Here is a 20,610-nt window from a genome sequence, read left to right as displayed (position 1 = left end):
CATGACCTTGGCCACCGGTGGTCCGGTGCGGGCGTGGGGTGGCAGCCCGGCGCACCGGCTTTACAGCGTCGTGGTGTTCGTGCTGCTCGCCTCCCTGGACAACGTGGCGATCGGCCTGGTGCCTCCGTTGTATGGCTCGATCGCCGCCGCGTTCGATGTGCCGCGGCACCTGCTCGGTCTGGTCACCGCGGCCAACTTCCTGGTCAGCGCGGTCGCGGCGGTGGGCTGGGCCTATGTCGGGGACCACACCAACCGCAAGCCGCTGCTCATGGTCGGCACGCTGATCTGGGCGTTCGGCACCGGTGGCAGCGCGGTGGCGGGCAGCTATCCCACCTTTCTGGCCGCCCAGGTGGTCGGTGCGGTGGGGCTCGGCGCCGTTGGTTCGGTTGGCTTCTCGGTCGTCACCGACTTGATCTCACCCCGCCGACGGGGTCTGGTGATGAGCTTCTGGGGGCTGTCCCAGGGGGTCGGCACGCTGGCCGGGACCCTGGTGGGCGGCCTACTCGGGGCGGTGGATTGGCGACGTCCGTTCCTGGTGCTCACCGTCGTGGGGCTCGGCGCCACCGCGGCCTACCTGTTCACCTTCGACATCCAGCGTGGTCAGAGTGAACCGGAGCTGGCCGACCGCTTGGCCGGTGGTGCCGAGTACGACCACCGGATCAGCCGGGCCGACCTGCCGCGGATTCTGGGCCGGCGGACGAATCGCTGGCTGGTCCTGCAGGGGCTCACCGCGCAGGCCGCGTTCGGCTCGCTGGTCTGGCTGCCGGTGCTCTTCGCCGAACGGGCCGAGGCGCAGGGCTACTCGGCGGCGACGGCGGTCGTGGTGGGCAGCGTCTTCGCCACCCTGTTCCAGCTCGGTGGGGTCTTCTCCATCGTCGGCGGGTTGGTCGGCGATGCGGTGCAACGTCGTACCCCGTCCGGCCGGGCGATGGTCGCCGCGGTCGGGATCCTCGCGGCACTGCCGTTCTATCTGGCGCTCTTCTTCGTGCCGATTCGCATTGATGTGCCGGACGGAGCCGGTTCGGGCGCCATCGTCCGGGCGGTGCTGGCGAGTGTGCTGACCGAGCCGACGGTCGGGCTGAGCCTGCTCACGGCGTTGCTGGCGCTCGCCCTGACCTCGGCCAACTCACCGAACTGGTTCGCTTTGATCGCCGATGTCAACCCGCCGGAGCATCGCGGCACTGTGTACAGCCTCGGCAACCTCGTCAATGGGGTCGGCCGGGCGGCCGGGAACGGACTGGTCGGGCTGGTGTTCCGTGGGCTGCGGGAGGCCTTCCCGCCGCCGTTGAACTACGCGGTCGGGCTCGCCGCGTTCCAGCTGTTCTTCGTGCCAACCGGGATCATGTACTGGCTCGCCGCTCGCAGCTCCCCACGGGACATCGCTGCGGTGCGGGTCCTGCTCCGCACCCGCGCCAAGCGGATGCGGTACGGGCGGGGTTCACCCCTTGATGCTGCCGGCGAGTAGCCCGCGGACGAAGTAGCGCTGCAACGACAGAAAGACGAGCAGCGGCACGACGATCGCGACGAACGCGCCGGAGGTGAGGCGTTGCCACTCGTTGCCCCGGGTTCCGGCCAACTCGGCGAGGCGGACGGTGAGCGGAGCGGTCTCGTCCCCGCCGCCCGCGAAGATCAACGCGACGAGTAGGTCGTTCCATACCCAGAGGAACTGGAAGATGCCATACGCGGCCAGCGCTGGGGTGATCAGCGGCAGCACGACCGTACGGAAGATTTTCGGGTGGGTGGCGCCGTCGACCCGGGCCGCTTCCATCAGGTCCCGGGGCAGCTGGGACACGAAGTTGTGCAGCAGAAAGACACCCAGGGGCAGCGCGAAGCAGGTGTGGGCGAACCAGACCTGGATGAAGCGCTGCTCGTCGTCGAGGTTCCAGGCGGGCAGGAGGTCGATGCCGCCGACACTGATGCCCTGGGAGAAGAAGCTGAGCAGTGGGACCAGGGCCATCTGCAGCGGGACGATCTGCAACGCGAAGATCCCAATGTAGATCCAGTCCCGCCCCCGGAAGTTGATCCACGCCAGCGCGTACGCGGCCAGCGCCGCGAAGGCCAACGGGAACAACACCGACGGCAGCGTGATGACAATCGAGTTGAGGAAGTAGCTGGCCAACTGGCCGGCCGACGAGGAGCGGCCGAAGAGTACCTGCTCGTAGTTCTCCAGCGTCAGCTGTGGATCAGCGAAGAACGTCCACCAGCCGGTCGTCTTGATCTGATCCTCGGGTCGGAAGGACGAGATGAGGAGTCCGAAGGTCGGGATGGTCCAGACGATCGCGATCACGATTGAGGCAGCGGTCGCCCAGCGGGTGTTGAGTCGCCGCCGGACGCGGCCGGCGATGGTCGGCGGCGCCTCGGTTCCGGCCCGTGTCGGGGTGGTTGTGGTCACGGGGTCATACCTCCCGCTGCCGGCGCAGGCTGCGTACCTGGTAGATGACGATGGGAATGACCAGGATGAACAGGACGACGGCGAGGGCCGAGCCCTGGCCGGTCTGCCCGTACCGGAAGGCCTGGTTGTACATCTCGGTCGCTATCACGTTGGTGTTGAAGTTGCCGTTCGTCATCGTGCGCACGATGTCGAAGAGTTTCAGCGTGGCGATCGAGATGGTCACCACCACCACGACCAGGGCGGGTCGGATTCCCGGCAGGGTGATCTGCCAGAACTGCTGCCAGGCGTTCACGCCGTCGATGCGAGCAGCTTCGATCATGTCCGGTGGGATGGCCTTGATGGCGGCCGAGAGCACCACCATGGCGAAACCGGCCTGGATCCAGATCATCACCACGATCAGCAGCAGGGTGTTCAGCGGCGAGTTCGCCAGCCACTGCTGGGGCTCGCCGCCGAGCCACACCCAGATCTGGTTCAACAGGCCGATCTGGTCCGCCTCCGCGGGCCGGAACGCGTAGACGAACTTCCAGATGATGCCGGCGCCGACGAACGAGATCGCCATCGGCAGGAAGATCAGGGACTTGGCCAGGGTCTCGAGGCGGGCGCGGTCAACGAGCACCGCGTAGATCAGGCCGACCGAGGTGGCCAGCAGCGGCACCAGCAGTACCCAGAGCGCGGTGTTCCACAGGCTGTCGACGATCTCGGGCCGGTCAACCATCCAGGCGTAGTTGCGCAGCCCGACCCATTGCGTGCTGTCGCCGTTCTTGAGCGACAGCACGAGGGTGCGGATCGCGGGGATGACCAGCCCGATCCCGAGCATCAGGACTGTGGGTAGCAGAAAGAAGAGGGCGAACAGGCCCTCGCGGGAGCGGCGCCGGCCCGGCTCGAGTCGTGTCCCGGCGGCGACGGTCGTGGTGCGCCGGGCCTGCCGACGGCGGGTGAGCCAGGTGGGGACGACGTCGAGTAGCAGCAGGAGGCCACCGACCACCACCACGAAGGCGACCACCCCGTACAGCAACATGGCGAGCTTTGGCGCCTCGTCGGCGAAGTCGAAGTTCATCCGCCCTCCGGGGGATGCGTGCGCTGCCGGTGGCCCGACCCCACGGCCGGGCCACCGGGGCGGGTTGCTCAGCTGGGCCAGGAACTTTCGATGGCGGACAGGGCCGCCGCGGTGTCCTTGCCGCTGATCCAGGACACCATCTCCTTCCAGAACGTTCCGGCGCCGACGGCGGCGGGCATCAGGTCGGAACCGTCGAAGCGGAAGACCGTCTGCGCGTCCTGAAGGAGCTCGACCGAGAGCCGGTCGATCGGGTTGGTCACGTTCGAGAGGTCGAGCTTCATGTTCGCCGAGACCCAGTTGCCCAGCTTGGCCCGGCTGTTGGCGTACTCACCGGAGGCGAGGTACGTCTGTACCGCCTGGACCTCCGGGCGGTCGTCGAAGGCGACGGTGAACTCGCCGCCGCCCAATACCGGCTTGCCCTTCGCGGGGTCGATGGGCGGGAAGTAGAACGCGAAGATATCGCCGTCCTCGGCGACCTCGCTCTCCTCGGGCCACTGGTTGGCGTAGAACGACGCCTGTCGGTGCAGGGCGCACTCCTCCTGGAGGATCGGCAGGCCGCCCTCCTGGAACGAGGTGGTGGCGATGCTCTTCACGCCGCCGTAGCCGCCGTTGACGTACTTGTCGTTTCGCAGGATGGTGCCGGCGCGGTCGACGGCGTCCACGACGCGCGGGTCGTTGAAGGGGATGGCGTGGGTGGTCCACTGGTCGTAGACCTCGGGGGTCTGCGTCCGCAGCAGCACGTCCTCGATCCAGTCGGTGGCTGGCCAGCCGGTGGCGTCACCGGACTCGATGCCAACGCACCACGGCGTGATGCCGTCGGCAGCGGCCCGGTCACTGAGTTGGATCAGATCGTCCCAGCTGGTCGGCACCGACCAGCCCTGCTTCTGGAACATTTTCGGGGAGTACCAGACGAATGACTTGACGTTCGCGCCCAGCGGAGCGCCGTAGAACTCGCCGTCCACGGTGCTGTACTGCAGCCAGTCGGCGGCGTAGTTCTCCTCGGCCATCGCCTTGGTCTCGGCCGATGCCGGCTTGAGCTTGCCGGCCTGCGCGAAGCGGTGCAGTAGGCCCGGCTGTGGGATGAAGGCGATGTCTGGCGCGTTGCCGCCGTCCACCCGGACCTGGAGCTGTGCCTCGAACTCGCCGCTGCCCTCGTAGTCGATCTCAATGCCGGTGCAGTCGGCGAACTGCTCCCATGACTGTTCGAGCAGGTCCGCCTCGGCATCGCGGATGGACGCGTAGATGGAGACCTCGGTGCCGCCGTTGCCCTGGTACTGCTCGTATACCGCGCACTCCGGCGAATCGGCGCTGAGGTTGTCGCCGTCGTCGCTACCGCAGGCGGTGGCGCCGACGGCCAGGCCGAGCACGCCAGCTAATACGAAGGCTTGGCGTGGTCTGGCGAAGACCGCCATGCCGTCCTCCTTCCTGGCCGGCGCGGGTCAGTGCGACAGACCTGGCGCCGGTCCGATGGGCGTGCTCCACACGAAAGCGTTTGCAGCCGGTGTGGTCTACCCCGAAGACGACACGAGCGGGTAACGATCTGAGAAAGTCGATGCGCCGGCCGGACCGGTCAGGCGTTGAGCTGCCAGATGGCGAGGTTGAGTAGGGCGGCGTAGGAGACCCAGGCCCAGTACGGCAGCAGCAGGATCGCGGCGACCCGGGAGATTCGGGAGGAGAGCAGGACGGTACCGCTGATCGCCGACCACAACAGAACAATATCGGCAAATGCCAATCCGTACTGGCCAGCTCCGAAGAAGAGGAGGCTCCACACCGCGTTGAGCACCAGTTGTGCACCCCAGGCCCAGAGCGCCGATCCGAAGCCGCCGCGCCGCCAGATCAGCCAGCCGGAGACCGCGATCATCGCGTAGAGCACGGTCCAGACCGGGCCGAACACTTCGGCCGGGGGAGCCCAGACCGGCTGCTCGAGGCGGGCGTAGTCGGCGCTGCTGTCGCGGGCTGTCAGCCCGCCGATCACGGCGGTGCAGCAGACGGCCGTGCCGAAGCCGAGTAGGGCCCACCACCGGCGTCGGCCGCCGAGGGCCTCGGAGTTACGCGCGCTCTGGCGCACCCGGGAGTGGTTCCGCTCCACCGTCAGCTGATGGCGTTGACCCCACCGGGTCCGACCAGCAGGCCACCAACGATGAGGACGACTCCCCACAGGATCCGATGCCGGAACAGGGCGACAATGCCGGCCACCACCAGGACGACCGAGATCAGCCAGAGAATCAGCTCCACGCCGGCCGAGTACCCAGGCTGCCCATTCGGGAAACCTCGCCCGGTTCGAGGTGCTCACCCAGGTGGAAGACGCTGTACGCCTGTTTGATCACCGGGTGTGCCACGTTACGCACCCGTACTCCTCCGGGCGTGGTGCCGCGTTCGGTCCCGTGGTGAGCATGTCCGTGTAGGGCGAGTGTGGTGGGGGCTGAGTCGATCGCCTGGCCCAGCTGGTAGCAGCCGAGGAAGGCATAGATCTCCGGCGGCTCGCCGGCCAGCGTGTCGGGCACCGGGGAATAGTGGGTCAGGGCCACCAGCAGGTCGCAGTCGAGGGAATGTAGGGCGGCCTTGAGCGCGTCCGCGCTCTCGGTGCTGGCCTGCACGAACGCTTTCATCTCCGGTTCGCCGAAGTCCGCGGCGCACCGCCCGGCGAAGCCACCACCGAACCCCTTCGCCCCGGCCACGCCGAGCCGGCTGCCGCCACAGTCCAACACCGTCCCGTTCCCCTCCAACACGGTGATGCCAGCGGCCTCGAGCACCTCCACCACCTGCGGTACCTCGTTGCACTGGTAGTCATGGTTGCCGAGTACGGTCACCACCGGCACCCCCAGGCCACCGAACTCGCGTGCCACACACCGCGCCTCCGCCGCGGTGCCGTGGCGGGTCAGATCACCGGCGAGCAGCAGCACGTCGGCGTGGTTCGGCATCTCCTCGAGGGCCGGTCGGAAGCGGCCGACCACGTCCTCGTCCAGATGCACGTCGCCCACGGCGGCGATTCGGATCACCATCGGGTCTCCCTCAGGGCAGTTGTTCGATTTCCGTGGGCGGGTGCGCGCGGATCACCCCGATGTCGCTGGTGACCGCCAGCTCCGGGAAGTGCTCGGAGACCCGCCGGAGAATCTCGTCCCGGCGCTGTGCGCTCTCCACCTCGCCGTGCAGCACCAGGCCGAGCTCCCGGCGGACCACGGTGATGCCCTGCTCGGCCACGTCGGGGTCCTCGGCGAGGAGCCGGTGAATCTCGGCTGCCACGTACGCGTCGGTCGCCCGTCGCGTGGCAATGTCGTGGTGTTCGGTCACGGTGTCCCCTTTCGTTCCGGGGTGCCGGCGTACGCCACCACCTCAAGCCGGTCCAGCAGCACCAGAAACGCCTCGGCGTACGGCGAGTGGCGCGTGTCCCGGCATACCCGTTCCCAGTCGATCTGCTCGCGCAGCGAGCGAGCCAGGGGCAGGCCCCGGGTGAAGTCGCAGTAGTGCTGCGAGAAGCTGAGCAGCTTGTGCACCATCAACTGGGTCGCCGAGAGCACCGGCATGTGGATCGCGTCCACCGGCCGGACGATGGTCTCGACGAAGGTCTTGTCCGTCACCGGTGTTTCGACGGGTCGGTGGATCAGGTCCACCGCGCGGTCGTCGTCGAAGACCTTGACCAGCCAGTCCTCGGGCGGGCGCTCGGCGAGGAAGCCGGCCGCGACCAGGGCGCCCAGGGCGTGGTCAACGTCTGCCTCCCGGATCAGGAAGTCGACGTCGTGTTCGCTGGAGTGGCCGCCGTGCGCGTAGACCGCGAAGCTGCCGCCGAGCGCGAAGGGGATGTCTTCCTGCTTGAGCACGGCGGCGACCTTTTTCAGCGTGTGCACCAGGGTTTCGGCCCCGCGCTCGGCCATCTGGCTCTCCGTTCCTGGTGGTCGGGAGGAGGTGCCAGGTCGGTACCCGGCATCGTGGTCTGCCACACCTGGCGCAGCGTGCGAGAAAGCGTCAACTGCCACCAAAAGTGGTGGATAGGCCGACAGAGTGGGAGCGCGGGTCGGATAGCGTGTGCAGGGTGGCCGATCTCAAGGGGGCGCGACGCGGCAGGGCCCGATCGCGACGCGGCAGGGCCCGACTGCGTGCCGTCGCCCTGATCGGCATCGACGGTTCGGGTAAGACGACGCAGGCCCACCGGTTGGCTGCTGCGCTGACCGCGGTCGGGCTGCCCGCGACCTACCATCGCAACGCCGGTGGCCGGCGTTTCCTCGGCCGGGTGGCGCGGCGGCTGGGTCGGCGGGACGCGCAGCGACTCCTCGGGCGGGCCGGCCTCCTGGTCGCAGAGTCTGTTCTGCGGTGGCTTGCTATCGCCGCAGCCCTGCTGGTGCGCCGGCTGACCGGCCGGGTCGCGGTGATGGACCGCTACTCCGCCTGCCAGTATGCGAGCATTCGGGCGCACGGCGGTCACCGGTGGGAGCGGCTGGCCCGGCTCGGCTACCGGGTCTTTCCCCGGCCGCAGGTAACGTTCCTGCTGGCGGTCAATCCCGCTGAGGCGTACCGGCGGATCGAGCGGCGCGGCACTGACCACGAGAGCATGCGATACCTGATCGCGGCGGACCGCGCGTACCGGAGCCTGCCAGAGCACTCCACCTTCGTGCTGGTGGATGCGGACCGTCCGGCGGACGAAGTGAGCCAGCAGATCAGGGAGCACCTGCACAGTTGGTGGGGCGCGGCACCGGAGTCCGCTCGGGTTCCGGTGCCTCGATGATCGACACAAGTGGTGGGGTGGCGGTCGGGCTGGCCCTGGCCCGGCATGGAACCTGCCCGCGGATTGTTCACCCGGGCGCGGGGTATCACTACGGCTGTGGATGAACCGACCGGGCCGCCGTGGCAGATCCGGGCGTGACCAGGATCGCAGTTCGGTGGTGACCCGGGTCGCTGTGCCCTTGGTCGGGGTGGTGTTGCCATTGACCCAGGCCCGGTGGCCGTCGATCCAGGCTAACGGACGTCGTGCTCAGCTCAGGGCTGCCACCTGAGGTGCTGACAGCAAATATGGATCGTGCTCTCAGCAAATTATCAGGCATTCGTGACACGTTCGACTCACGATATGGAATCCCTGACGCGTCTCAACTGTTGTTCAGGTGTCAGCGCCGATGAGCAGCAGCGGAGGGTACGGGGAGGGAGCTGGCGGACGTGGGGATGGCAAGGAACCGGGCAACCGGCGCGAGCGAGGGGACCGTGGGCAACGTGGACAAGAATATCGGCATGCGGACCGACGAGGTCGCCGAGGAGCGCGATCTGGTCGGCGTCTACCTTCACGAGATTTCCCGGACGCCGTTGCTGGACGCCGCCACGGAGGTCGATCTGTCCAAGGCGATCGAGGCTGGCCTCTACGCAGAGCATCTGCTCGACGAGGATCGCGTCCCGGCCGGCGTCGAGAAAGCGGACCTCCAACGGCTGGTCGCTGAGGGGGCGCGGGCCAAGGACCTGTTCATCCGGGCCAACCTGCGCCTGGTCGTGTCGATCGCCCGACGGTATGTCCGTTCCGGGATGCCCATGTTGGATCTGATCCAGGAGGGCAACACCGGTCTGGTCCGGGCGGTGGAGAAGTTCGACTACGAGCGTGGCTTCAAGTTTTCTACCTACGCGACCTGGTGGATCCGCCAGGCGATCAGCCGGGCGATCGCCCAGCAGGAGCGCACCGTGCGGCTGCCGGTGCACCTGGTCGAGGATGTCAACCGGATGCGCAACGTGGCCCGCCAGCTCACCCGTGAGCTCGGCAGCGACCCGGAGCCGGAGCAGATCGCCACGGCCCTCGGCGTCACTGTCGAGCGGGTCAACGAGCTGGTTCGCTGGTCGCAGGACACCGTGTCGTTGGATACCCCGGTCGGTGACGATGGCGACACCAACCTCGGTGACCTGGTCGCCGACAGCGATGCGCCGTCCCCCGAGGACATTGTCCTCACCGGTCTGGAGCGGCAGCGCATCGAGGGCCTCCTCAGTCACCTGGACGACCGGTCGGCGGGCATCATGCGCGCCCGGTACGGCCTTGAGGACGGTCGGGAGCACTCGCTGACCGAGGTGGCCTCACGCTTTTCGCTCTCGCGGGAGCGGATCCGACAGCTGGAGATTCAGGCGCTCGGCCGGCTGCGCGAGCTGGCCCGCGCCGAGGGGCTGCAGGCAGCAGCCTGAGTGGTACCGGGCCGGCGTCCGCTGGGACGCTGGCCCGGCCCTACTCGGACGGGCTGGTCAGCGGACCCGGCCGTACCCCACGATCGGCATGATGTTCATGTCGCGTTTGAGCACGTTACGCCCGGCGGTGGGGGCGTCGATGATCTGACCATTGCCCACGTAGAGGGCGACATGCCCGAGCCCGCGGTAGAAGACCAGATCGCCGGGGCTCAGGTCGTGGCGTTTGATGTGCGCCACCGCCCCCCACTGCCGGCGAGTGCTGTGCGGAAGCGATTTTCCGGCCGCTCGCCACGCCGCCGAGGTCAGGCCCGAGCAGTCGTAACCGCCGCTGCCGTCCCCACCCCACCGGTAGGGCTTGCCCAGCGCCCCGTACGCGTACCGCACCGCCACCCCGGCCGCGCCGGAGACTGACGGTGCCGCTTGGACGTCGTCTGGGCTGGCCGTGGAGCGTTCGGTTGCCCGGCCGTACGCCTGCCGTCGCAGCTCGTACAGGTCGGCTAGGTCGCGCTCGATCCGCTTGCGGGTGCTGGCCAGCCCTCGGGCCTGTGCGGTCGCCTTCTCCACGGTCGCCTCCACCCGGCTCCGTTGCGCAAGGAGCTGACGCTGGTCGTTGGTGAAGGCGGTGATCCGTTTCTGCCGCTCCCGGGCGAGTTGGTCGACGGTGGTGAGCCGGTTGACAAGGGTCGTGCTGTCGTCTGGGCTCAGCAATGCGGTGGCGGTGCCGAGTTCACCGGTCTTGTACGCGGCCACCGCCAGCTGGTTGACCTCGGCCCGGCGCTGCGCGACCTGTTCTTCCAGCGGGCTCAGCTGGGCGGTTAACCGGGTCAGGGTGGCTTTGTTCGCCTTGAGGTCTTCGGCAAGGGTGTTGTGCGCCTCCACGACCTGCTCCAGCTCGGCGGAGGCTTTGTCGATCCGCTGGGTCAGCTCGGCGGGGGAGGGCTCGGCCTGGGCGGGCGCGACCGGTGCGACCAGCATGGCCGAGATCGCCGCGACGGCGAGGGTGGGTAGTCGTTTCCGGATGGACGACAAGTGTGACGGCTCCTTCTCCCCACCAGCCACCGGGTAGGGCGCAGGCCCGGCGGCGCCGGGCCCGTGCCCTCCGGACGGATGGCGTTGGGCGGGCCGACCTGGACAAGGTAACCCGGGGCAGGAGTGAACCGCAGGGGAAGTCGAGGCGATTGTTGCCGAACGGAAGCGTGTGAACGTCTGTCAGACGGGGGTTTTGGTCGCTGGCTCCGGAATCGAGGCCTGTCCGGTCACCCACCTGCTCACCCGCCGTTCGGCGAAGAAGGAGACGAACGGAACGGTTCCCGCCAACATCACCAAGATCATGCGTGACAACGGCCAGCCGGCCCGCCGGGACAGGTCGAAGGCGGCCACCAGATAGACCATGTAGAGGAATCCGTGGGCCTGGCCCACCGTTTCCACCACGATCGGATAGTCGAACCCGTACTTGAGCGGCATTCCGATCACCATGAGCAGGATCAGCACCACGCCGACGATCCAGGCGATCACGCGGTACCGGGTCAGGGCTGCGCCCACCGTCGTCCGTCCTTCCGACCCGGCCTAGCCGGGGTAGTCGCCGGGCCGAGCACCCGGATTGTCGGTCAACCACCGCAGGTAGCGGTTGTAGGCGGTGAGCTCCGGATCGTCACTGTCCGGCACGGTGGTCGCCGTACGGCTGACCCGCACCGGCCGGCGCACCGCCAGCTGGGTGGGCTCGGCGGTCGCGGACGACTCGGTGCTTTCCGCCGCTGCGCCCGGCGTCTCGGGCCCGCGGAGCTCTTGGCGGACCTCCCGCCACCAGACGAAGACGACGAAGCCGGCGAAAACCGGCCACTCCACGGCGTATCCCCAGCTGATCGGATTGCCGCCGGCCGCGCGGCTGAGCTGCCACCAGCCGAGCCCGAGGAAGCCCACGACGAGCACGACCATGGCCACATGGCGCACGATCCACGCCGGGGTCCAGAGCCGCTTCATGGCCTCGAGAGTACCGGGGACGGGGGCGCGTTCCGACAGCCGTGTCCTGGCGGCGGGCTGGTTTGTCGGCACCTCGGGTGGGCATCCGGCTAGACGCCAGCCCAGAACAGCGAAGGGGGCGATGATGACCGGATCTGTGCGGCGGGATGAGTACCAGAGCCCGGAGCAGCGGATGCCCGAATGGGATGGAGACCACCTGCACGACCGGGCCTCCGGCACCGCGGACTCCGACGGCGAGGTGCTCGGCGTCGACGCTGCCGAACTCGGTGAGGCCGACCTGATCCGTGAGTTGCACAGCCTGCACCGAACGCGGCTGGACACCCTGCGGCACGCCGCCGACGCGGCGCTCGCCACCCATCTGCGTCGGACCGCCGAGCTCGAGACCGAGTACCTCGCCCGGCGTCCGGGGCGGGAGGTTGACCCGAGTCGACTGCGGGGGTCGTGATGGCGTCAGCCGAGCGGGGGATGTCGGCCCCCCCGGAGGTCGTGTTCAACACGGCAATCGACCCCGACCGGATGTCGGCGTGGCTCCCCGAGCCGCTCCGCGCCGGCGGCCGGCCGGCCACGGATATCCGTCCGGCGGAGCTGACGGCCCGCTGGCGGGCCACCGGGGACTGGACCGCCGAGATCCGGGTTGACCCGGCAGATGCCGGTGGGGCGTGGATCCGGCTCGATCTGACCGGTGGTACCGCCGACCGGCTGGTGGACGAGGCGTTGGCGGACCTCGCCGAAGCGGTGGCCGACAACCTGCAGGCGGGCTGAGCCGGGCGCAACCGTCGAGCTGTTCGGCTCGGCGACCAGACCGAGGGAGCGGGGACCGAGTTGAAGGCGAAAGTGACCCGTCTGCGTCGAGCCTACGCGCCGCACGAGTACCGGCCGCTCGGCGGATACCTCGTGGCCCTGGGTACCTACGCCGGGGCGACGGCCGCGATCGTCGGGCTGGTGAAGGTGACTCGGCGGCCGCTGCCGGAGCGACCGGCGACGGCCGACGTGGTCCTGCTGGCCATCGCCACCCACAAGCTCAGCCGGTTGCTCTCCAAGAAGGCCGTGACCAGCCCGCTGCGGGCCCCGTTCACCCGCTACGCCCGGCCGATCGGCAGCGGCGAGGTGATGGAGGAGGTGCGCGACTCGGGCAGTCCCACCCGGCACGCCGTCGGTGAGCTGCTCAGTTGCCCGTTCTGCCTGGCTGTCTGGGTGGCCACCGGGCTCACCGGTGGCCTGGTGCTGGCGCCGCGGCTGACCCGTCTCGTCGCCACTGCTCTCACCGCCATGACGGCGTCAGACTTCATCCAGCTGGCGTACGCGACGGCGCAGCAGCGCGCCGAGCGGAGCGAGGGTTAGTTAGTCAGCCCGGCCGATCGAGACATCCGACGTGCGGTCGTGGGCGGGGCCGGGCTACCGGCCCCGCCCACGACCGCAGACGGGGTGTTCTGGCGGTCCATGCCGAGCGGAGCAGGCTCTCAGCTCTCCTCCCCCGACCAACCTCGGGGGGACTCCGCCTCCCGCTCGTCGGCGTCCGCGCCGGTGATGATGTCTCGATCAACCGCCGTTACATCGTGTTCCCGGGCGAAGTCCGGCTCCGGTAGCGTGTCCCGACCCTCCGGCGGCTGGCCGAGAGCCGCGAGCTGCTCCTGCTGCTCCTGCTGCTCCGAGCGTCGCTGGGCGGGCTGGGACATGTCACTCTCCTTCACGTCGGATCACCGGGCTGGGCGCCCCGTCCCGTGCATTGCCGGCCCCCACGGACCGGCTCCTCGGCGGCGGTCCCGTCAGGCGGCCGATCCGCCCAGCAGGTCGGCCGCCTCATCCACGGAGTACTCGCCCTCGGGTAGTCCGCCGATGCGGGTGAGGAGCGCCGCCGGCATCTGGGCGGCGACCGCCCGCCGGTAGATGTCACCCTGACTGATCCGTTCCTGGCCGCGGTAGAGATCCTCGAGTAGGTCGTCGAGACGGCGCAGGTCCGACTCGGTCTTGGGCACCGCGGTTACGGGTGGGTTGTCGGTCACGGCGCCCACCTACCCGGGGCCGTACCCCGTAAACCACCCGCCCGGTGGTCAGGCAGGGGTGACGGCCGGAGCCCGACGCCGGGTGCGTACGGCGGCTGCCAGATCAGCCAGGACCTCCTCCGTGGTGTCCCAGCCGATGCAGGCGTCGGTGATCGACTGTCCGTACGTCAGCTCGCGGGTCGGGTCCAGGTCCTGCCGACCCGGGAGCAGGAAGCTCTCCAGCATGACGCCGACGATGCCGTGCTGGCCGCCGGCGATCTGGGCGGCCACGTCGGCGGCGACGAGCGGCTGGTTGCGGTGGTCCTTCCCGCTGTTGGCGTGGCTGGCGTCGATGACCAGTCGTTCGGGAAGCCCGGCGGCGCGCAGCAGTGCCAGCGCGTTGCTTACCGACTCGGCGTCGTAGTTCGGCTGGTTGCCGCCACCGCGTAGCACCAGGTGGCCGTCGGTGTTACCGCGGGTGTGCATGATCGCCGGGGTGCCGGAGTTGTCGATGCCGGGGAAGACGTGCGGCACCCCGGCCGCTCGGATGGCGTCCGCCGCGGTGGAGATGCTGCCGTCAGGACGGTTCTTCATGCCGATCGGCATCGACAGGCCGGAGGCGAGCTGGCGGTGCACCTGGCTCTCCACCGTCCGGGCGCCGATCGCGCCCCACGCCACCGTGTCGGCGATGTACTGCGGGGTGATCGGGTCCAGGAACTCACAGCCGACCGGAAGACCCAGGCGCAGCACGTCAATCAGGAGTGCCCGGGCCCGACGCAGGCCGGTGTTCACATCACCGGAGCCGTCCAGCCCGGGGTCGTTGATCAGCCCTTTCCAGCCGACGGTCGAGCGCGGCTTCTCGAAGTAGACCCGCATCACCACGAGCAGGTCGTCGGCGAGCCGATCGGCGAGCTCGCGGAGCCGGTGCGCGTAGGCGAGGGCAGCGACCGGGTCATGCACCGAGCAGGGGCCGACCACCACCAGGAGGCGGTCGTCGGCGCGGTCCAACACTTGGCTGACGGCCCGTCTGCCAGCAAGTACGGCCGAGGTTAGCGAACTGTCCAGGGGGAGCTCGTGGTGTAGCAGGGCCGGGGTGGTCAGCGGCACCACGCGGTCGATCCGCTGGTCGCTGAGCCGGTTCGTCTCGGAGGTGGTCACGGTGGGCTTCCCTTCGCCGACCGTGCCCGGGGCCGGTGCCCGGGAGAGCCGGCTGCTCGTACGCAAAAAGGCAGGAGCGGAAGCTCCTGCCTTGCCGGCTCGTGCGGGTGACTTCAGCTCACGATGAGGTCACCGGCGGGAGAGCCGGCTGCCTAAACCATCGATACGAGTGTGTCACGTCGTTGAGTCTACCTGATTCGACGACGATGGCCACCCGCCCGTACGGAAGTACTCATCTGATTTTCACCAGCTTCGATGCTGATATCGATAGGTTTGTGACGCCAACGACCGACCACTCCCTCTCCCGGAGGTTTCGATGGATCGTCGTACTCTGCTCCGCGCTGGCGTCGCCGGTGGCGCCGCCGCCTTCTCCGGCAGCCTCTGGGCTGGCGCCGCGCTGGCCGATCCCGCCCAGCCCGGGGAGAGCCCCTACGGGCCCCTGCGGTCGGCCGACGCCCTGGGTATCCAGCTGCCCGTGGGATTCACCAGTCGGATCGTGGCCCGTTCCCGGCAGGCCGTCACCGGTACCGCCTACACCTGGCACGACGCACCCGACGGTGGCGCCTGCTTCGCCGCCGGTGCCGGCTGGATCTACGTCTCCAACTCGGAGATCACCCCGGGCGGCGGCGCGTCGGCGGTCCGGTTCAACGCTGACGGCAGCATCGCCTCGGCCTACCAGATCCTGTCGGGTACCCGGCAGAACTGCGCCGGCGGGGCGACACCGTGGGAGACGTGGCTCTCCTGCGAGGAGGTCAGCCGGGGCTACGTCTACGAGACCTACCCGACCGGTGGGGTGAACGCCCTGCGGCGGGACGCGATGGGTTTGTTCAAGCACGAGGCCGCCGCCTGCGATCCACGTCGGCAGGTGATCTACCTCACCGAGGATGAGCGTGACGGCTGCCTCTACCGGTTCCGGCCGACGGCCTGGGGTGACCTCTCGGCCGGCACCCTGGAGGTACTGGTGGGCGGCGCCGCCACCAGCGGCCCGGTGTCCTGGGCCCCGGTGCCCGACCCGGACGGTTCACCGACGTACACGCGTGACCAGGTCTCCGGGGCGAAGCGGTTCAACGGCGGGGAGGGCTGTTGGTACGCCGACGGGACCTGTTGGTTCACCACGAAGGGGGACAACCGGGTCTGGGCGTACGACGCGGTCAACGAGCGGATCGACCTGGCGTACGACGACTCGCTGGTCTCCGGCACCGCCCCGCTGACCGGGGTGGACAACATCACCGGTACCGCCGGCGGTGACCTCTACGTCGCCGAGGACGGCGGCAACATGGAGATCAACGTAATTACCCCGGACGAGGTCGTCGCCCCGTTCCTGCGGATCACCGGTCAGTCCCGGTCGGAGATCTGTGGTCCGGCGTTCTCCCCCGACGGCACCCGGTTCTACTTCTCGTCCCAGCGCGGCACCTCCGGATCGTCCTCCGGCGGCATCACCTACGAGGTGCGCGGCCCGTTCCGCTGAGCGAGCCGGCGGGGCCCGCGGCTGAACCGGCGCGCCGGGCCCCGTCCCGCGGCGGACGGTCCCCGCGTCGGGCCCGTCCCGCGGCGCACCGTCCACGCGCCCCGGAGATCGGATAGCGTCCTCCCATGCCCGACAGCGGTTTTCCCTGGCCCATCGAGACAACCCGACTGGACAACGGCCTGCGCGTGGTGGTGAGCGAGGATCGAACCGCCCCGGCGGTGGCCGTGAACCTCTGGTACGACATCGGCTCCCGGCACGAACCGGAGGGGCAGACCGGCTTCGCCCACCTCTTCGAGCACCTGATGTTCGAGGGCTCGACAAACGTGGCGAAGACCGAACACATGAAGCTGGTCCAGGGGTGTGGTGGGTCCCTCAACGCCACCACCAACCCGGACCGCACCAACTACTTCGAGACGGTCCCCGCCGAGCACCTTGAGCTGGCCCTCTGGCTCGAAGCCGACCGGATGGGCGGGTTGGTGCCGGCGTTGACCCAGGAGACGCTGGACAACCAGCGGGACGTGGTCAAGAACGAGCGACGGCAGCGCTACGAGAACGTCCCGTACGGCGACGCCTGGCTGCGGCTGCTGCCGCTGCTCTACCCGCCGGGCCACCCCTACCACCATGCGACGATCGGCTCGATGGCCGATCTGAATGCCGCCGACCTCCCCACCTTCCAGGCGTTCCACTCCGCGTACTACGCGCCGAACAACGCTGTTCTGACGGTCGTCGGCGACACCTCCGCCGACGAGGTGTTCGCCCTGGCCGAGAAGTACTTCGGCGCGATCCCGGCCCGATCGGAGATCCCGGGCGCGCCGGACGGCCAGCATGTTCCCGGCAGCGGCGTGGCGACGACGGAGTCGGTCGTCACCGAGGTGCCCGCGCCCCGGGTGTACGTCGCGCACCGGACCCACCCGTTCGGCACCGCCGGCTACGACGTGACCAGCGTGCTCGCCACCGTCCTCGGCAGCGGGCGGGGGAGCCGGCTCTACCAGCGGCTCGCCGACGGGGAACGGATCGCGCAGCCGGACCTGGTCGGGGCGTACGGGGTGGACCTGGCGTATGCCCCGGCGCCGTTGATCGCCACCGCCACGGCCCGCCCCGGGGTGTCGGCCGAGCGGTTGGCTGCCGGGTTGGGCGAGGTCGTTGACGAGTTGGCCACCGTGCCGGTTACCGCCGCGGAGCTGGACCGGGCCAAGGCGCTGCTCAGCACTGCCTGGTGGCGGCAGATGTCGACGGTGGAGGGCCGGGCCGACACCCTCGGCCGGTACGCGACACAGTTCGGCGACCCGCGCCGGGCGGCCGAGCGGCTGCCGGCGTGGCTGGCGGTGACCGCCGAGCAGATCGCGGCGGTGGCATCCGAGGTGCTCGCCCCCGCCGACCGGGTGACCCTGACCTACCTGCCCGAGGAGAGCTCATGACGCTGATCAGCACCCGGCCCGGTCCGGGGGCCGCCCGACCGTACCGGTTTCCGCAGGTGGTCCGCCGCGGTGTCGCGGGTGGGCAACTGGTCGCCGCGCACCTGCCGGGGCAGTCGCTGGCGGTGGCGCTGTTGCTACTCGACGCCGGCGCCGGCCGCGAATCACCGGGGCGGGAGGGGCTGGGCGCGGTGCTCGCCAAGGCGCTGGAAGAGGGGACAGCGCAGCGGGACGCGACGTCGTACGCGCTGGCAATCGAGGCGCTCGGCACCGAGCTGGTGGCCGGCCTGGACTGGGACTCCTTCCAGGTGAGCGTGCAGGCGCCGGTGGATCGGCTGCCCGCCGCCGTGGAGCTGTTGGCGGAGGCGGTGCGTACGCCGCGGCTGGAACCGGACGACGTCCGGCGGGTCCGCGACGACGAGGCGACCGCCCAGCGCATGGATTGGGCGAATCCGGGCCCGCGGGCCGATGCGGCGCTGCGGGCTGACCTGTTCGGTGTCGAGAACCGCTGGGGCCGACCGCTGTACGGCGACCCGGAGACGGTGGCCGTGCTGGAGGTCGAGGACATCCGCATCTTCCACTCGGAGTGGTTCCTTCGGCCGGGCACCTTGATCGTCGCCGGGGACCTGGAGCGCCTCGACCTGGACGCGCTCGCGGCGACGGCGTTCGCCGGCACCGGTGGCGGCGCGGTGGACCGGGGCGGCCCGGTCCAGGTCACCCCGCGTGACGGTCGCAAGATCATTTTGGTGGACCGGCCGGGTTCGGTGCAGTCGACGCTGCGGCTCGGGCATCCGTCGCCGCACCGCGCACACCCCGACCATGTGCCGATGCGGCTCGCCGGCACCGTTCTCGGTGGCGCCTTCACCTCCCGGCTCAACCATCTGATCCGTGAGGTGCGGGGCTACACGTACGGGATCCGGGGTGACTTCGTGTCGTCGCGTCGGTTCGGGCGGTTCGCGGTCAGCTCCGGCGTGCAGACCGCGGTGACCGCGCCCGCGTTGGTCGAGGCGGTCGGCGAGATCACCCGTACCCAGCAGACCGGGGTGACCGAGCCGGAGCTGGCGGTGGCCCGCTCCTGGCTGGCCGGCCAGCTCTCGGTCGAGCTGCAGACCCCGCGGGCGATCGCCGCGGCGCTGACCACGCTGGTCGTCCATGACCTGCCCGACGACTACCACGCCCGGCTGCGTGCGGCGCTGCTCGCCGCCGAGGTCGAGGAGGTCTCGGCGGCCGCCGCCGCGCACCTGCACCCGGAGGAGCTGACCCTGGTGGTCGAGGGGGACGCCGCCCTGATCCGGACCGAGCTGGCGGCGACCGACCTGGGGGAGGTCATCACCAGCACACGCTGACCGCCCACCGCCCGGATCGCCAGGTCCGGGCGGTGGGAAAGGATTCTTGGTTGGCGGGCTCCGCTGGGTAGCCTCGCGGGTATGAGGATCGGCATTGTGGGGGCCACCGGCCAGGTCGGTGGGGTAATGCGGCAGGTGTTGGCAGAGCGGGAGTTCCCCGCGGAACAGGTTCGGCTGTTCGCCTCCGCGCGGTCGGCGGGGCGGACCCTGCCCTGGCGCGGTGGCGAGTTGACGGTGGAGGACGCCGCCGTCGCCGACTACTCGGGGCTGGACATCGTTCTCTTCTCGGCCGGCAAGGAATCCGCCCGGGATCTGGCTCCCCGGGTCGCCGAAGCCGGAGCTGTGGTGATCGACAATTCGTCGGCTTTTCGAATGGACCCGGCGGTGCCGCTCGTCGTTGCCGAGGTGAATCCGCACGCTGCGCGGCAACGGCCCCGCGGGATCATCGCCAACCCGAACTGCACCACGATGGCCGCGATGCCGGTGTTGCGTCCGCTGCACGCCGAGGCGGAGCTGGTGGGTCTCGTCGTCTCGACCTATCAGGCGGTCTCCGGGGCCGGCCTCGCCGGCGTGGCTGAGCTGGATGAGCAGGTCCGGAAGGTGGCCGAGCACGCGAGCGGCCTCACCTTCGACGGCGCGGCCGTAGACTTCCCGGTGTCCCGGTCGTTCGCCCAGTCGATCGCGTTCAACGTGCTCCCGCTCGCCGGTTCGATCGTTGACGACGGGTCTGAGGAGACCGACGAGGAGCAGAAGCTGCGGAACGAGAGCCGCAAGATCCTCGAGATCCCCGAGCTGAAGGTCTCCGGCACCTGCGTCCGGGTACCCGTCTTCACCGGCCACTCACTTCAGGTCAACGCGCGCTTCGCCCGGCCGATCACCCCGCAGCGGGCCCGGGAGCTGCTCGCTGACGCGCCCGGCGTCGCCCTCTCCGAGGTGCCCACGCCACTGCAGGCCGCCGGTCAGGACCCGACCTATGTGGGCCGAATCCGCGCCGACCAGACCGTCGAACATGGTCTCGCCCTCTTCTGCGCCAACGACAACCTGCGGAAGGGGGCGGCGCTCAACGCCGTGCAGATCGCCGAACTGGTCGCCGCCGAACGCGCCTGAGCCCAACCGTCGGCACCGCTCTTCCCCCGGGGCGGTGCCGACGTGTTTGGATGATGGGTGACCCGACGAGGGAGGCAACCGTGACCGACCAGAGCCAGGCGCCGCTGCTCGAACTCCTCGCGGAGCACCGGATGGGTGTGTTGGCGACGCTGCGGCGGGACGGGCCGGCGCAGCTCTCCACCGTGCTCTACCAGTACGACCCGGCGGCCGGGCTGATCCGGAGCTCGGTCACCGACAACCGGGCCAAGGTCGCCAATCTGCGCCGGGACCCGAGGGCCAGCTTCCACGTCAGCAGCGGCGCCGGTTGGGCGTACGCGGTCGCCGAGGGGCGGGCCGAGCTGACCCCGGTCGCCGAGCGCGGGGACGATCCCACGGTCGAGGAACTGGTCGCCCTCTACCGGGCGATGCAGGGTGAACACCCGGACTGGGACGACTTCCGCCGGGAGATGGTGGCGCAGCGCCGGCTGGTGTTGCGACTGCACGTCGAGCGCGTCTACGGCCTGCCCCCGCGCGGCTGACGGCCGCCCCATCGCGTCCGTGCTCGTTACCTGCCGCCCTCGT

Annotated in this window: 25 protein-coding genes; 11 read left to right on the top strand and 14 right to left on the bottom strand. The window is 69.7% G+C overall.

The genetic code is table 11. The features are described from left to right. Window position 1: 1 nt before the first annotated feature. Window positions 2-1,465: an MFS transporter gene (locus AC1UKG_RS11155; RefSeq protein WP_018814753.1), complete on the top strand. Its 1,464-nt coding sequence runs from the start codon at window positions 2-4 to the stop codon at window positions 1,463-1,465. Here the strand turns inward: AC1UKG_RS11155 and AC1UKG_RS11150 are convergent. The 8 genes from AC1UKG_RS11150 to AC1UKG_RS11115 all read right to left on the bottom strand — a co-directional run bounded on the left by AC1UKG_RS11150 (window position 1,439) and on the right by AC1UKG_RS11115 (window position 7,321). Then, window positions 1,439-2,392, bottom strand: a complete 954-nt coding sequence (locus AC1UKG_RS11150; protein WP_018745306.1) for a carbohydrate ABC transporter permease — start codon at window positions 2,390-2,392, stop codon at window positions 1,439-1,441. The two genes, AC1UKG_RS11155 and AC1UKG_RS11150, sit on opposite strands and share 27 nt — an antisense overlap. 4 nt (window positions 2,393-2,396) lie before the next feature. After that, a complete protein-coding gene (locus tag AC1UKG_RS11145) occupies window positions 2,397-3,449 on the bottom strand; it encodes a carbohydrate ABC transporter permease (protein ID WP_018814752.1) in 1,053 nt (350 codons plus the stop codon). Window positions 3,450-3,517: 68 nt separating this feature from the next. After that, window positions 3,518-4,861: an ABC transporter substrate-binding protein gene (locus tag AC1UKG_RS11140; protein ID WP_026325457.1), complete on the bottom strand. Its 1,344-nt coding sequence runs from the start codon at window positions 4,859-4,861 to the stop codon at window positions 3,518-3,520. A gap of 158 nt (window positions 4,862-5,019) precedes the next feature. Continuing rightward, window positions 5,020-5,538 (bottom strand): TspO/MBR family protein, encoded by a 519-nt coding sequence (locus tag AC1UKG_RS11135; protein ID WP_482642349.1) that lies wholly within the window; start codon window positions 5,536-5,538, stop codon window positions 5,020-5,022. A gap of 2 nt (window positions 5,539-5,540) precedes the next feature. Next, window positions 5,541-5,684 carry a GPGG-motif small membrane protein gene (locus AC1UKG_RS11130; RefSeq protein WP_018745302.1) on the bottom strand — a complete coding sequence of 48 codons (144 nt, stop codon included), beginning with the start codon at window positions 5,682-5,684 and terminating at the stop codon, window positions 5,541-5,543. Further along, on the bottom strand, window positions 5,675-6,451 hold the full coding sequence (locus AC1UKG_RS11125; protein ID WP_018745301.1) for a metallophosphoesterase: 777 nt from the start codon (window positions 6,449-6,451) through the stop codon (window positions 5,675-5,677). The genes AC1UKG_RS11130 and AC1UKG_RS11125 overlap by 10 nt, the downstream gene beginning before the upstream one ends. A gap of 10 nt (window positions 6,452-6,461) precedes the next feature. After that, window positions 6,462-6,740, bottom strand: coding sequence for a hypothetical protein (locus AC1UKG_RS11120; RefSeq protein ID WP_018745300.1), 279 nt, complete (start codon window positions 6,738-6,740; stop codon window positions 6,462-6,464). Then, a complete protein-coding gene (locus tag AC1UKG_RS11115) occupies window positions 6,737-7,321 on the bottom strand; it encodes a nucleotidyltransferase family protein (protein ID WP_018745299.1) in 585 nt (194 codons plus the stop codon). Before AC1UKG_RS11115 ends, AC1UKG_RS11120 begins: the two co-directional genes overlap by 4 nt. A 158-nt stretch (window positions 7,322-7,479) precedes the next feature. Here AC1UKG_RS11115 and AC1UKG_RS11110 point away from each other — a divergent pair, with 158 nt between their 5' ends. After that, window positions 7,480-8,169 carry a thymidylate kinase gene (locus AC1UKG_RS11110; RefSeq protein ID WP_018745298.1) on the top strand — a complete coding sequence of 230 codons (690 nt, stop codon included), beginning with the start codon at window positions 7,480-7,482 and terminating at the stop codon, window positions 8,167-8,169. 431 nt (window positions 8,170-8,600) lie between these two features. Next, complete coding sequence (locus AC1UKG_RS11105) at window positions 8,601-9,593, top strand: sigma-70 family RNA polymerase sigma factor (protein ID WP_026271571.1); 993 nt, start codon at window positions 8,601-8,603, stop codon at window positions 9,591-9,593. A 57-nt stretch (window positions 9,594-9,650) separates the two neighbouring features. Here the strand turns inward: AC1UKG_RS11105 and AC1UKG_RS11100 are convergent, their stop codons facing one another. The 3 genes from AC1UKG_RS11100 to AC1UKG_RS11090 form a co-directional block, all read right to left on the bottom strand. Then, window positions 9,651-10,622, bottom strand: a complete 972-nt coding sequence (locus AC1UKG_RS11100) for an NlpC/P60 family protein (RefSeq protein WP_475889992.1) — start codon at window positions 10,620-10,622, stop codon at window positions 9,651-9,653. A 180-nt stretch (window positions 10,623-10,802) separates the two neighbouring features. After that, on the bottom strand, window positions 10,803-11,135 hold the full coding sequence (locus AC1UKG_RS11095; RefSeq protein WP_475889994.1) for a DUF3817 domain-containing protein: 333 nt from the start codon (window positions 11,133-11,135) through the stop codon (window positions 10,803-10,805). A gap of 24 nt (window positions 11,136-11,159) precedes the next feature. Next, entirely contained in the window at window positions 11,160-11,573 is a 414-nt protein-coding gene (locus tag AC1UKG_RS11090; protein WP_018745294.1) for a hypothetical protein, read from the bottom strand. A 121-nt stretch (window positions 11,574-11,694) separates the two neighbouring features. Here AC1UKG_RS11090 and AC1UKG_RS11085 point away from each other — a divergent pair, with 121 nt between their 5' ends. The 3 genes from AC1UKG_RS11085 to AC1UKG_RS11075 all read left to right on the top strand — a co-directional run bounded on the left by AC1UKG_RS11085 (window position 11,695) and on the right by AC1UKG_RS11075 (window position 12,914). Beyond that, window positions 11,695-12,018 carry a DUF6158 family protein gene (locus AC1UKG_RS11085; protein ID WP_482642348.1) on the top strand — a complete coding sequence of 108 codons (324 nt, stop codon included), beginning with the start codon at window positions 11,695-11,697 and terminating at the stop codon, window positions 12,016-12,018. Next, window positions 12,018-12,335, top strand: a complete 318-nt coding sequence (locus AC1UKG_RS11080; protein WP_018814746.1) for a hypothetical protein — start codon at window positions 12,018-12,020, stop codon at window positions 12,333-12,335. Before AC1UKG_RS11085 ends, AC1UKG_RS11080 begins: the two co-directional genes overlap by 1 nt. 72 nt (window positions 12,336-12,407) lie before the next feature. Next, the gene (locus AC1UKG_RS11075; protein ID WP_029123678.1) at window positions 12,408-12,914 is read left to right on the top strand and encodes a DUF1360 domain-containing protein; all 507 of its coding nucleotides are present in this window, start codon (window positions 12,408-12,410) and stop codon (window positions 12,912-12,914) included. Window positions 12,915-13,033: 119 nt separating this feature from the next. On the opposite strand, the gene AC1UKG_RS11070 is transcribed toward AC1UKG_RS11075, so the two are convergent. From AC1UKG_RS11070 to AC1UKG_RS11060, 3 genes are all read right to left on the bottom strand, one after another. Continuing rightward, complete coding sequence (locus AC1UKG_RS11070; RefSeq protein ID WP_018814745.1) at window positions 13,034-13,249, bottom strand: hypothetical protein; 216 nt, start codon at window positions 13,247-13,249, stop codon at window positions 13,034-13,036. Window positions 13,250-13,339: 90 nt separating this feature from the next. After that, window positions 13,340-13,585: a hypothetical protein gene (locus AC1UKG_RS11065; protein ID WP_196230291.1), complete on the bottom strand. Its 246-nt coding sequence runs from the start codon at window positions 13,583-13,585 to the stop codon at window positions 13,340-13,342. A 39-nt stretch (window positions 13,586-13,624) separates the two neighbouring features. Then, window positions 13,625-14,713, bottom strand: coding sequence for a 3-deoxy-7-phosphoheptulonate synthase (locus AC1UKG_RS11060; RefSeq protein WP_018745289.1), 1,089 nt, complete (start codon window positions 14,711-14,713; stop codon window positions 13,625-13,627). A gap of 316 nt (window positions 14,714-15,029) precedes the next feature. Between AC1UKG_RS11060 and AC1UKG_RS11055 the strand changes: the two genes are divergently transcribed. The 5 genes from AC1UKG_RS11055 (at window position 15,030) to AC1UKG_RS11035 (ending at window position 20,567) form a co-directional block, all read left to right on the top strand. Next, window positions 15,030-16,181 carry an alkaline phosphatase PhoX gene (locus AC1UKG_RS11055; RefSeq protein WP_018745288.1) on the top strand — a complete coding sequence of 384 codons (1,152 nt, stop codon included), beginning with the start codon at window positions 15,030-15,032 and terminating at the stop codon, window positions 16,179-16,181. Between the two features lie 125 nt (window positions 16,182-16,306). After that, window positions 16,307-17,599 (top strand): M16 family metallopeptidase, encoded by a 1,293-nt coding sequence (locus AC1UKG_RS11050; RefSeq protein ID WP_482642347.1) that lies wholly within the window; start codon window positions 16,307-16,309, stop codon window positions 17,597-17,599. Next, window positions 17,596-18,942, top strand: coding sequence for a M16 family metallopeptidase (locus tag AC1UKG_RS11045; protein WP_482642346.1), 1,347 nt, complete (start codon window positions 17,596-17,598; stop codon window positions 18,940-18,942). The genes AC1UKG_RS11050 and AC1UKG_RS11045 overlap by 4 nt, the downstream gene beginning before the upstream one ends. A gap of 81 nt (window positions 18,943-19,023) precedes the next feature. Further along, entirely contained in the window at window positions 19,024-20,049 is a 1,026-nt protein-coding gene (locus tag AC1UKG_RS11040; RefSeq protein WP_026271570.1) for an aspartate-semialdehyde dehydrogenase, read from the top strand. Window positions 20,050-20,102: 53 nt separating this feature from the next. Beyond that, window positions 20,103-20,567, top strand: a complete 465-nt coding sequence (locus tag AC1UKG_RS11035) for a PPOX class F420-dependent oxidoreductase (RefSeq protein WP_482642420.1) — start codon at window positions 20,103-20,105, stop codon at window positions 20,565-20,567. Window positions 20,568-20,610: the final 43 nt, after the last annotated feature.

The organism is Salinispora sp. CH2A1_6, assembly GCF_056820975.1.
The sequence above is the reverse complement of the archived record's forward strand: the minus strand, read 5'-3'. Positions and strand labels throughout refer to the sequence as shown.